At 67.1% G+C, this 11,537-nt stretch carries 11 protein-coding genes; 10 read left to right on the top strand and 1 reads right to left on the bottom strand.

The window, feature by feature from the left end; all coding sequences use genetic code 11:
- Positions 1-5: 5 nt before the first annotated feature.
- A complete protein-coding gene (locus ACOCG7_RS12585) occupies positions 6-926 on the bottom strand; it encodes a LysR family transcriptional regulator (protein WP_073432290.1) in 921 nt (306 codons plus the stop codon).
- Between the two features lie 321 nt (positions 927-1,247).
- On the opposite strand from ACOCG7_RS12585, the gene poxB reads away from it, so the two are divergent.
- From poxB to ACOCG7_RS12535, 10 genes are all read left to right on the top strand, one after another.
- Positions 1,248-2,969, top strand: coding sequence for a ubiquinone-dependent pyruvate dehydrogenase (gene poxB / locus ACOCG7_RS12580; RefSeq protein ID WP_421375673.1), 1,722 nt, complete (start codon positions 1,248-1,250; stop codon positions 2,967-2,969).
- Between the two features lie 8 nt (positions 2,970-2,977).
- Complete coding sequence (locus tag ACOCG7_RS12575) at positions 2,978-5,161, top strand: FUSC family protein (RefSeq protein ID WP_421375671.1); 2,184 nt, start codon at positions 2,978-2,980, stop codon at positions 5,159-5,161.
- Positions 5,162-5,262: 101 nt separating this feature from the next.
- Positions 5,263-6,756, top strand: a complete 1,494-nt coding sequence (locus tag ACOCG7_RS12570; RefSeq protein ID WP_421375669.1) for an efflux transporter outer membrane subunit — start codon at positions 5,263-5,265, stop codon at positions 6,754-6,756.
- On the top strand, positions 6,746-6,949 hold the full coding sequence (locus tag ACOCG7_RS12565; protein WP_083081366.1) for a DUF1656 domain-containing protein: 204 nt from the start codon (positions 6,746-6,748) through the stop codon (positions 6,947-6,949). The genes ACOCG7_RS12570 and ACOCG7_RS12565 overlap by 11 nt, the downstream gene beginning before the upstream one ends.
- A gap of 84 nt (positions 6,950-7,033) precedes the next feature.
- The gene (locus tag ACOCG7_RS12560; RefSeq protein WP_421375667.1) at positions 7,034-8,026 is read left to right on the top strand and encodes a biotin/lipoyl-binding protein; all 993 of its coding nucleotides are present in this window, start codon (positions 7,034-7,036) and stop codon (positions 8,024-8,026) included.
- Between the two features lie 186 nt (positions 8,027-8,212).
- Positions 8,213-8,650: a PRC-barrel domain-containing protein gene (locus tag ACOCG7_RS12555; RefSeq protein WP_073432285.1), complete on the top strand. Its 438-nt coding sequence runs from the start codon at positions 8,213-8,215 to the stop codon at positions 8,648-8,650.
- Between the two features lie 291 nt (positions 8,651-8,941).
- Complete coding sequence (locus ACOCG7_RS12550; RefSeq protein WP_090518861.1) at positions 8,942-9,613, top strand: response regulator transcription factor; 672 nt, start codon at positions 8,942-8,944, stop codon at positions 9,611-9,613.
- Positions 9,614-10,035: 422 nt separating this feature from the next.
- Positions 10,036-10,989, top strand: a complete 954-nt coding sequence (locus ACOCG7_RS12545) for a helix-turn-helix transcriptional regulator (RefSeq protein WP_421375664.1) — start codon at positions 10,036-10,038, stop codon at positions 10,987-10,989.
- Positions 10,976-11,182 carry a hypothetical protein gene (locus ACOCG7_RS12540; protein WP_167449679.1) on the top strand — a complete coding sequence of 69 codons (207 nt, stop codon included), beginning with the start codon at positions 10,976-10,978 and terminating at the stop codon, positions 11,180-11,182. Before ACOCG7_RS12545 ends, ACOCG7_RS12540 begins: the two co-directional genes overlap by 14 nt.
- Positions 11,103-11,519, top strand: a complete 417-nt coding sequence (locus tag ACOCG7_RS12535) for a DUF3331 domain-containing protein (RefSeq protein ID WP_114164203.1) — start codon at positions 11,103-11,105, stop codon at positions 11,517-11,519. Before ACOCG7_RS12540 ends, ACOCG7_RS12535 begins: the two co-directional genes overlap by 80 nt.
- The last annotated feature ends 18 nt before the right edge of the window (positions 11,520-11,537 follow it).

Below are 11,537 nucleotides of genomic sequence, written 5' to 3'. Positions count from 1 at the left end.
GTCGCTCAGCCTTGCAGTGCCCGCTGTCGCGCCACGTCGTCGATCAGGTCCGGCCGGTCCAACTGCTCGACCCACCATTGCAGCGCCTTGCCGCTTTCATCGTCGCGCCATGCGAGATAGAAATGCGTGAGCTCGCGCATGCCGAGCACTTCTTTCTTCACCAGTTCGCCCCGGTTCATCGGCTCGATCGCAAGGCATTCGGGAATCGTGCCCGCGGCCAGCCCCTTGATCTGCGCGGCGAGCTTGGCTTCGAGCGTCGGCACCGTCAGCACCTCCTGATTGGCGGCGAGCGCGATCGTGCGCGGCGCGAGCTTGCGCGACGTATCGCCGATCGCGACCGCGCGATGGCGCGCGACGACGTCCAGCGTGAGCGGCTCCGGCATCACTGCGAGCGGATGATCGGGCGCCACCACGAACACATGCCGCAGCGAGCCGATCGGCTTCGCGACCAGATGAGGAATCTGCGGCGGATCGCCCGCCGCGCCGACGATCAGATCCGCGCGGCGCGTCAACAGCGCGTCCCACGAACCGCCCAGCACTTCGGTCGACAGATGCAGCCGCGTGTCCAGCTTCAGCTTGTAAAACTCGCTGACGTGCGGCCAGATCAGGTCGAACGGAATGATTTCATCGACGGCGATGCGCAACTCGGATTCCCAGCCGTGCTGGATTCTTCTCGCCTTGCATTCGAGGTCTTCCGCCGCTTCCAGCAGCCGCCGCCCTTCCTCGACCACCACGCGCCCCGCGTGCGTGAGCGTCGCGCGCCGGCCCGTGCGGTCGAACAGCTTGACGCCGAGATCGAGTTCGAGCTTCTGAACCAGGTAGGAGAGCGACGAGGGCACCCTGTGAAGCGTTTCCGCGGCGCTTGCAAAGGTGCCGGTTCGATCGATCGCATCGAGCGCCTGGAGGACTTCAAAGGATAGGTTCATGACGAGGAGGCGGATTGTCGGGGGTGTCGGCGGGACGTTCAGGATACTGGATTTCAGCGCGCCCGCCGTGCCCGGCGCCATGGCCGGCTCCGTGCCGGCCGCATGCCGTGCGCCGCGTCGAGCAGATCGATTCAGGTGTTTTCAGCCTGGTTTCAGGACATTTACTCCGCCTTCCCCTAGCTTTAGCTGACTCGATTTAGCTGACTCGACTCGCACAGGCCGCGCACGGCGGCGGCGAGTATTCTTCAGATCAGTCAGGGCGCCGCCGCGATGTGCGCCGGCGCCCGGCTGATCTTCAATTTCCGTGACAAGGAGTCAAGCATGGCCAACAGCACCATTGCCGGATATCTCGCGGGCACGCTCGCCGCGGCGGGCGTCGAACGGATCTGGGGCGTGACGGGCGACAGCCTGAACGGACTCGCCTACGCCCTCGATCAAGCCGGATCGATCCGCTGGATGCACACGCGCCACGAGGAAGCCGCCGCGTTCGCCGCCGGCGCCGACGCGGCTTCCACCGGACGCCTCGCCGTGTGCGCGGGCAGTTGCGGACCGGGCAACCTGCATCTGATCAACGGCTTGTTCGATTGCCATCGCAATCATCAGCCGGTGCTGGCCATCGCCGCGCATATTCCGTCGACGGAAATCGGGCTCGGCTACTTTCAGGAAACGCATCCGCAGGAACTGTTCAAGGAGTGCAGCCATTACGTCGAGCTGGTGTCGTCCGCGTCGCAGTTTCCGCGCGTGCTGGCGCGCGCGATGCGCACCGCGATCGAGGAGCGCGGCGTCGCGGTGATCGTGTTGCCGGGCGACGTCGCGTTGTCGGAGGGACCCGCCGAACTGCCGTCGTGGACGCACAGCGCGCCGCCGACGATCATGCCCGCCGAGGCCGACCTCGATCGCCTCGCGGCCATGCTCAACGAGTCGGACGCGGTGACGATCATGTGCGGCAGCGGCGTGCAGGGCGCGCACGACGAAGTGGTGGCGCTCGCCGACACGCTCGGCGCGCCGGTGGTCCACGCGCTGCGCGGCAAGCCGTTCATCGAATACGACAACCCCTACGACGTCGGCATGACCGGGCTGATCGGCTTCAGTTCGGGCTATCACGCGATGATGTCGTGCGACACGCTGCTGCTGCTCGGCTGCGACTTTCCTTATCGCCCGTTCTATCCGGCCGATGCCAGGATCATCCAGATCGACTGGAAGGGCTCGAAGCTCGGCCACCGCGCGCCGCTCGCGCTGGGGCTGGTCGGCACGGTCAAGGAAACGATCGCGGCCACGCTGCCGAGGCTCGATCGCAAGACCGACCGCGGCTTCGTCGACAACGCGCGCAAGCACTATGCGTCGGCCCGCAAGGGGCTGGACGATCTGGCGACGCCTTCCGGCGCGGGCCGCCCGATTCATCCGCAATATCTGGCGAGGCTGATCGACGAAGCCGCGGACGACGACGCCATTTTCACCGCCGACGTCGGCACGCCGACCGTCTGGGCCGCCCGCTATCTGACGATGAACGGCAAGCGCCAACTGCACGGCTCGTTCAACCACGGTTCGATGGCGAACGCGATGCCGCAGGCGCTCGGCGCGCAAGGCGCGCATCCGGGCCGGCAGGTGGTGTCCTTGTCGGGCGACGGCGGTTTGTCGATGATGCTCGGCGATCTGCTCACCGCGCGGCAGCTCGATTTGCCGATCAAGATCGTCGTGTTCAACAACAGCCTGCTCGGCTTCGTGTCGATGGAATTGAAGGCGGGCGGTTACCTCGATACCAACGTCGACCTCAGCAAGACCGACTTCGCGGCGATCGCGAAAGGCGCGGGCATTTTCAGCGTTCGCGTCGAGGAATCGGAAGACGTGGCGGGCGCGCTGAAGCAGGCGTTCGCGCATCCGGGCCCCGCGCTCGTGGACGTCGTCACGTCGAAACACGAACTCGCGATGCCGCCGAAGATCGAGCTTGCGCAAGCCAAGGGCTTCAGCCTCTACATGATGCGGGCGATCCTGAGCGGGCGCGGCGACGAGATCGTCGAACTCGCGCGCACCAACCTGCGATAGACCCGGCGATGACCCCGCATGCCGGCGGCGCGGCGTGGCCGCGACTACGCGACGAGCTCAAGACGTACTGGAGCGACGACGCGCCGCGCTTCCTTCACATGGCGAAGGTGGCGCTCGCGGCCGCCCTCGCGATGGGGCTGTGCATGCGTCTGGAACTGCGCTCGCCCGGCACCGCGATGGTGTCCGTCGTCATCGTGATGATGCATCAGCAAAGCGGCATGGTGATCGCGCGCGGCTTCTATCGCGGCTTGGGCATGGTGTGCGGCAGCCTGGCCGGGCTCGCGCTGATCGCATGGTTCGCGCAGCAGCCGCTGCTGTTCTTCATCGCGCTGGCGGCGTGGATCGGCGCGTGCGTGTTCGGCGCGTCGTACTACCGCAATTTCCAGTCATACGGCTTCGTGCTGACCGGCTACGGCACGGCCATCACGGCGATACCGGCCTGGCCCGATCCGTATGGCGTGTTCGACAACGTGGTGTACACGGTCAGCGAGGTGGTGATCGGCGTGGTCTGCGCAAGTCTGGTCAGCGCGCTGGTGTGGCCGCGGCGGGTCGCGCCGGCGCTGTATGCGTCGAGCCAGAAGAACTTCGCGAACCTGCTGGATGCGCTGCATGCCATGCTCGAACGCGGGTCCGCCGCGGCCGGCTTCGATACTTTTCTCGGCCTGATCCGCGAGCGCGCGGGCGTGGAAAGCCTGCGCAGCGGCGCGGTGTTCGAGGACCCGTCGATCCGCCTGCACGGCCACGTGTTTCTCGATCTCGACAGAAGTTTTCTCGACAGCGTCGCGTGGCTGCACGCGCTGCATCAATTGAAGGCGCGCGTGGCCGCCGAAGCCGAGCCGCGCGCGCAAGCCGCCGTCGACGCGCTGATCGGCGGGTTGCTCGCGATCGTGCCGCGCGGCTCGCCGGCCGGGGCGCTCACGCTGGAACAGATCGAGACCTTGCCGGGCCGGCTTGCCGCGTTCGAACAGGCGTTGCCCGCGCGACTGGGCACGCTGCTCGATTCGCTCGCGGACCTGTCGCCGCGTCAGCGCCAGTTCGTCGCGACCACCGGCGCGGCGCTGTTTTTTTCGATCGCGGATCTGCGCGTGCTGTGCAGCAGCTACGTCGAAGCGCGCAGCGCCGACCGGCGCCCGTGGTCGCAATCGGTGCTTCAGGCGCTCGGCCGCATCGGCCGCATCGGCACCACGCGCGCGACGGCCAATCGCACGGCAGCAACGATCGCCGGCATGCGCGCGGCCGTCGCCGTGTCGCTGGTCGGCGCGGCGTGGCTCGCGTCCGGTTGGGTCGGCGGGGCGAGCGCGATCGTCGCGGTGGCGATTACCAGCGCACTGTTCGCGCTCGCGCCGAACCCCGCCGTCGCGAGCTGGCAGATCTTCTGCGGTTGCCTCGCCGGCTGGCTCGCGGGTTTCGCGTTCAATTTCTTCCTGCTGCCGCGCCTCGACGGTTTCGTGTTGCTGGCGTCGTCGATGGCGATCTTCGTGATGGCCGGCAGCTACATCAATACGTTCGCGAAAACAGCGGTTCTCGGGCTGGGTTTCAGCATCTATTTCTGCTTTATCGTCGGCATTTCGAATCCGACCGTGTACAACCCGAGCGCCTATCTCGACACGGGTTTCGCCTTGCTGTTCGGCATCGCGGCCGCCGCGGTTGCTTTTTCGGTCATCGTGCCGCGCGCGGGCGACTGGATCACCGCGCAATACCTGAAGCAGATTCGCGCGCTCGTGGCGCACACCGCGCCCGACGCCGAACTCGACGATGAACTGCTGTTGTCGTTCGAGGCGCATCTGCGCGATTTCATCATTCAGATCGCGTCGGCGCCGGCGGATGCGCGCGTGGACCGCAATGGCCTGATCGGCTGGGCGTTCGCCGCGCTGGAACTCGGCCGGGCGATGATCCAGATGCGGCTCGACACCGAACAACTCGGCGACACGCTGCCGGCAAGCTGGCCGGAGGTGCAGCGCGCGTGGCTCGCGGCGCTGGCCGAGGTGTTCACCGTCATGACGCCGCAGGCCGGCGAAAACGCCGTTGCCGCGACCCGGCGCGCCCTGGTCGTGCTGCCGTTCGCGCAGGACCCAGCGGTCGGCCCGATGCTGCTCGCGCGCTGCCGGATGCGGGCGCTGCTGCACTTCACCGAACTCACGTTGCAGGACGAGAGCTTGCCGCTGTGGCGCGCGGCGAAGGCGGCCGTATGAGGACGCTTGCCATGCCGCGCGTGATGGCGGTTGTCCGCGGGCTGCTTGTCAGCGCGTGGACTCGCACGTTCGCGAGGGCGAGAATGCGGGCGCGCCCGCCGATGCAACCGCTTCGCTCCCTCGCGCCGGCGCTCGCCGCCGCGCTCATGCTGTGCGCGTGCATCGACAGCGGCGGCATCCGTCCGCGCGAATCGCTGCTCGATCCCGCGACGCTCGACCCCGGCGTCGCGCTGCGCGACACGCAAGCGGACGCGAAGTGGCCCGACGACGGCTGGTGGCGTCAATGGAACGATCCGCAGCTCGACACGCTGGTGCGCGACGCGACCGCGGGCAACCCAGGCTTGCGCGCCGTCGAAGCGCGCGTGGACGCCGCGGCATTCCAGGCCAGCATCGCCGGCGCGGACACGTTGCCGCAACTGAACGCCGTCGGCGACTTCCAGCGCCGGCGCTACGCCGGCTACACCACGCCCGCGCCGCCGGGCGGCACGACGGTGTGGAGCAACAGCGTCACAGCGGATCTCTCCTATGACCTCGACCTGTGGGGCAAGGCGCGCGCGCTTCGCGAGGGCGCGCTCGACAACCTGCATGCGGCCGCCGCCGACGCCCGCTTCGCGCAACTCGAATTGCAGACCGCGATGGTCCGCGGCTATGTGCGCTTCTCGCTGCAATACGCATTGCTCGATGTCTACCGCGCGATGCAGGACCAGCAGCAGCGCACGCTCGACATCGCGACGCGCCGCTGGCGCGCGGGTGTCGGCAGTCAGTTGGAGGTGAGCCAGGCGTCGACGCAATACGCGATGAGCACGACGCGCGCGCAGCAGGCCCAGCAGCAACTCGCGTTGAGCCGGCTCAGCATCGCGGCTCTCGCGGGCAAGGGACCGGGTTTCGGCGATTCGCTGCGCCGGCCGAGCCTTGCGTTGAGCGTGCCGGTGGCGCTGCCCGCGCGCTTGCCCGCCGAACTCGTCGGCCATCGGCCGGACGTGGTGGCGGGGCGCTGGCGCGTGCTGGAAGCGGACAAGGGCATCGACGCCGCGCACGCCGATTTCTATCCCGACATCGATTTGCTGGCGACCGCGTCGTTCGGTTCGGCGGCGACCTTCGGCGGGTTCCTGAACTTCCTGAACAGCGACGGCATGGGTCACGGGGTGGGCGCGGCGATCTCGCTGCCGATCTTCGACGGCGGCCGCCGCCGCGGCCGTTACGGCGTGGCGGTCGCGTCGCGGGATGCGGCGGTGGACGCGTACAACCAGAGCGTGGTGAACGCGATGCAGGCCGTCGCGGCGCAGGTGGTCTCGCTGCGCTCGCTCGATGAGCAGCAGGCGTCGATTGAAACCACGCTCGATGCCGCGCGCCGTTCGTTCCGGCTCGCCGATGCCGGTTATCGCAGCGGCATCACCGAGTTTCTCAACGTGCTGGCCGCGCAGAACGCACAACTGCAACAGGCGGAAAGTCTCGCGACGGTGCAGGCGCAGCGCCTCGACGCGTGGGCCTTGTTGATGAAGGAACTGGGCGGCGGTTATGGGCCGCCGTCCGCTCCGTCCACGCCATCCGCCTCGTCCGAACATGCGTCGCAAGGAGCCGACGATGCCCGGTGAAATTGAACTGTTCTCGCTGCTGGTGCCAGGGCTGCTGCCGATCCTCGTGGGCTGCGTGGCGGTTTTCGTCGTCGTCGATCTGCTGCTGGCGCGCGTCGGTGTGTATCGCTACGCGTGGCACCCCGGGCTCTTTCGCGTCGCGCTGTTCGCCGCGATGTTCAGCGGCGCTTCACTGCTGCTGTTGCGGCCATGAATCCCGCGCGCCTGCACGCTTGCCAAAGCAGCGCTCCCAGCAACGCTCCGAAGGCTCACCGCACTTAACGCTCAAGCATAGAAGATGAAAACGCAATCCCTCCTGCGCGCGCTTGTCACCCTCACGCTTTTGCTGGTGGCGATCGTGCTGGTGCGCCTGCTGTGGCTCGACTATATGTACGCGCCGTGGACCCGCGACGGCCGCGTCCGCGCGAACGTGGTGCAGGTCGCGACCGACGTGTCGGGCCTCGTCAGCGAAGTGCGCGTGAAAGACAACCAACGGGTTCGCCAGGGCGACATCCTGTTCGTGCTCGACCCGGCCCGTTTCCGCTATGCGGTGGCGCAAGCCGACGCGGACCTCGAGCGGGCGCGGGCGCAAATGGCGCAGGCGCGGGCGCGCGTGGCGGGCAGCGAAACCGACTTCGCGATGAAGCGCGCGCAGGCGGCGCGCCGGGCGAATCTGGGCGGCGACGTGATCTCCGACGAAAGCCGTGCCGATGCGGCGTCGCTCGCGCGGCAGTCGCAGTCCGCGTATGCCGCCGACGTGGCTGCCTACAGCGCCGCCGAAGCCATGTACAAAGCCGCCGTGGTCGCGCAACAGACGGCGGCGCTCAACCTCGCGCGCAGCGAAGTGCGCGCGCCCGCCGACGGCTTCATCACCAACCTGAACCTGTATCCCGGCGATTTCGCCACGGCGGGCGTCGCGCGCATGGCGCTGATCGACTCGCACTCGTTCTGGGTCTATGCGTATTTCGAGGAGACCAAGCTGCCCAACGTGCAGGTCGGCGATCAGGCCGTGGTGCGGCTGCTGTCGAGCGGCGAGGAGATTCACGGGCACGTCGACAGTCTCGCGAGCGGCATCGCCGATCGCGACAACCCGACCAGCAACGGCGATCTGCTCGCGGACGTCAACCCGATTTTCACGTGGGTGCGGCTGGCTCAACGGGTGCCGGTGCGGGTGCATCTGGACCGGATTCCGGCCGGCATCAAGCTCGCGACCGGCATGACCTGCACGGTGACCTTGAAGCCGCGGGCCGGTCAATCCGCTGCTGTCGAGAGCAAAGGCGCGGCGTCGTGAACCGGCACGCGCTGCGATCGTGCGAATTGGAAAACGGCGCGCCGCGAACTGGCCCACAGTGTTCAACAGCGCGACACAGGCAGGGCGCGTAGGCAGATATCGGCAGATATCGGCGGATCACGCCGGCCGCGCCGTCACCGTGTTGCCGACCATCGGTTCGAATCAACTCATCTGGAGAAGAACATCATGAAGGCAAAGTGGGCAATCGTATTTCTGGCGGCGTCGGCGTTCGGTGCGCTCTGCCAGCCGGCCAGCGCGCAGGTGGCGGGTGCGCAGACCATCGGCGTGTCGGTCGAACAGGATCAACTGATCGTCGAAGGCTGGAGCGCGAAGAAAAGCCTGCTCGGCAAGGCGATCTATAACGACAGCGGCGAGAAGGTCGGCGTGCTGCACGACATCATCATCGCGCCGGATAACGCCGTGTCGTTCGCCATCGTGGCGGCCCATCAGTTTCTCGGCGTCTCGCAGCACGACGTGGCGGTGCCGATGTCGCAACTCGATTATGTGAGCGGCAAGCTCGTCTGGGCCGGCGCCACGCGCGACGCGCTCAAGTCGATTCCGGCGTTCAGGTATACGAAGGTGCGCACCGTTCCGATCGCACGCAAGGACTTCGGCCACCATTGAAGCGATGACCGCGCCACGGGCTTGCCGCGCGAGCCCGTGGTTCAGGAAAGCATCGGCCCCTGCCTGTCTAGACAAGCAGGGGCGGGTGCGTTTGTGCGATTAAGATAAGTTAAGTACCGCATCGACGCGGGCTCGCGCATGATGTGCATCACATCAGGTCCGCGCCGCTTCGTTCCGTTTTTGTACGCCGGCGCTCGTCGCGCGCGGCTTGGGATCGCCGCCGTTCATGGTCACGAGCGATCCCGAGAACGCGTGCCGCGTTTTACCTGTCCGTCCAACGACAGCGACCGTATGAGGAACGAGGTGGAAAGCAACGAAACCGATAATGGCGATGCCGTGGTCTACGTGGTGGACGACGACGAGTCGATGCGCGAATCCTTGCGCCGGCTGTTGCGCTCGGTCGGGCTGAAGGTCGAGATCTTTGCTTCCGCGCAGGAGTTTCTCGCGTTCGAGATGCCCGACGTGCCGAGCTGCCTCGTGCTCGACGTTCGCCTGAAAGGACAAAGCGGCCTTGTCGTGCAGGAACAGGTCACGGCGGCGCGGCTCGGCTTGCCGATCGTTTTCATGACCGGGCATGGCGACATCGCGATGACCGTGAAGGCGATGAAGGCGGGCGCGCAGGATTTCCTGGCCAAGCCGTTTCGCGACCAGGACATGCTCGACGCGGTCGAGCAGGCGCTCGCCACGGACGCGGCGCGGCGCGAGGCGAGCCGCTCGGTCGCGGATCTGCGCCGCTGCTACGAATCGCTGACGCCGCGCGAACGCGAGGTCATGGGCTTCGTCGTGACGGGGTTGATGAACAAGCAGATCGCGGCCGAGATGAACCTCAGCGAAATCACCGTGAAGATCCATCGCGGGCAGGCCATGAGGAAGATGGGCGCGCGCTCGCTCGCCGACTTCGTGCTGAAGGCCGAGGCATTGGGCATCACCTCGGTGCCTGTGGCGCGCGCCGCGCGCGGCTGAGCGCGCCGTCAGCGCGCAGTTCGCCACGCCGTCGCCATGCAGTTCACCACGCAGTTCGCCACGCAGTCGAGTGCGCGGCTCGCCGGATAGCGCGGCAGTGACCCCCCGCGTTTCATCCGCTTGCGCCGCATGGCTTGCGCAGAATGGCTTACGACGACGCGCCGCCGACCCGCGCCTTCGCTCCAGATCGAAGCAGCACCGCTCACGCATTTCACTTTCTCCATGCCCGTGGCCGGCAGGCTGCGGCGTGCCGTGTCACGCCCGGCGGCATGATTAAACCTAGATATGAGTCGGCCCTACCATTGGTCGTTTCGGGCAACCGTATGTAGGCTGGTTGACGGGTTTGCGGTGCGTTACCGTGGAGTCATCGCGGCGCCTGTTTTTCGGGGCGTTGCATCACCACTGTATCGGATGGCTAAACCATGCTCAGCCCGCTGCCTTTGTATGCCGAACCCGCCTCGCATGCCGTTCACGACGACCGGGCAAGCCCGATCGGCATCGAGCGTCAATGGCGCTCTCCCGCGCATGCCGACACCGGCGCGCCGCCGCGCGATCTCGTCGTGTCGCGCTGGATTCACAACGATTGCGCTCCGCTCGCGGTCGCCAGCGCCGGCAGCGCGGCGCATCACTGCATCGCGGTGAACCTCAAGTGCACCTCGCTGACCTTTGCCCATGCCGGCCGCACGCTGGTTCACGGCCGGCTCGGCGCGGGGGCCGCGCAGATCACCGCGCCCAGGGTGCCGTGCAGCGCCGTGTTCGAATCGCCCGCCGACGTGCTGCATCTGTTCGTCTCGCAACAGGTGCTCGCCGAGTGTTACGAAGACCGCTTCGGTCGTCCGCATGCCGATGAAATACGTATCGACGAGCCGCGGCTCGTGCGCGATCCGGCGCTGGAACGGCTGGGGCAGGCGCTCGCCGTGTCGCAGTCGGATGACGCCGTGCTCGGCAAGGTGTTCGCCGAGAGCGTCGGCCTCGCGATCGTCTCGCGCGTGGTGGCGCGCCACTTCGGCGAGGCGAGGCGTGAGACCCGCGCGGCCCTCGCGTTGCCTTCATGGCGGCTGAACCGCGCCGTCGAATTCATCGACGCGCATCTCGCCGAGCCGATTGGACTCGAGGATATCGCGCACAGCGCGGGACTCACGCGAATGCATTTCGCTTCGCAGTTTCGCGTCGCGACGGGCATGCGTCCGCACGAATATCTGGTGCGCCGGCGCATCGAACACGCCCAGCGCCTGTTGCTCGAACCGAAACACAAAGTGCTCGACGTCGCCTTGAGTTGCGGCTTTCGCACCCAGGCTCACTTTACGACGGTGTTCAAGCGCCTGGTCGGCGATACGCCGTATTGCTGGAGGACCCGGATCCATGTCGATCGGTGAGCGGATTCATGCGTTTCTCGCGGTCAGCGAAACCTTCTTGCGGCAGTCCGATGACGCGGCGTCGCGCGACGGCCTCGACCATCAACCCGATTTCTGGAAACTGGAGAGCGAACATGCAGGCGAATGCGAAATGCAGCGACGATCCGTGGATGCGAACCATCGGTCTGTTGTCGGTCTTGTCCGGGGCGCCTGATTCCGGCATGGCCGAAATCGCCGCGCTGGCGGCGGGGCGCCCACGCAAAGGCGCGATGCCGCCGTTCATGAGCGCGCGCAGCGACGTTCAGGTGCAACTGATCGACCGGCCTTCGCAATCCACCGCGACAATCGCATGGCGCGACTCCACCCATTGCTCCTATGGCGACCAGGTGTGGCACGCCTGCCGCGCGCGCATGGCCGGCGTGTGCGCGATGAGCGGCCGTGCGATCCGGCCGGGCGATGCGATCTACAAGCCGCGTCCGTGCCGTCCCGCGCCGTTGAACACCGGCGCGATGATTCTGCGCTCCGTGCTGCACGAAGCCGACACGCTCTGAACTTGCCCGCTCGAGCGC

The sequence above is a fragment of the Paraburkholderia sp. DD10 genome (genome assembly GCF_049177125.1).
GTDB lineage: Bacteria > Pseudomonadota > Gammaproteobacteria > Burkholderiales > Burkholderiaceae > Paraburkholderia > Paraburkholderia terricola.
Note: the sequence above shows the minus strand (reverse complement) of the source record. Positions and strands in the feature narration are given on the sequence as shown.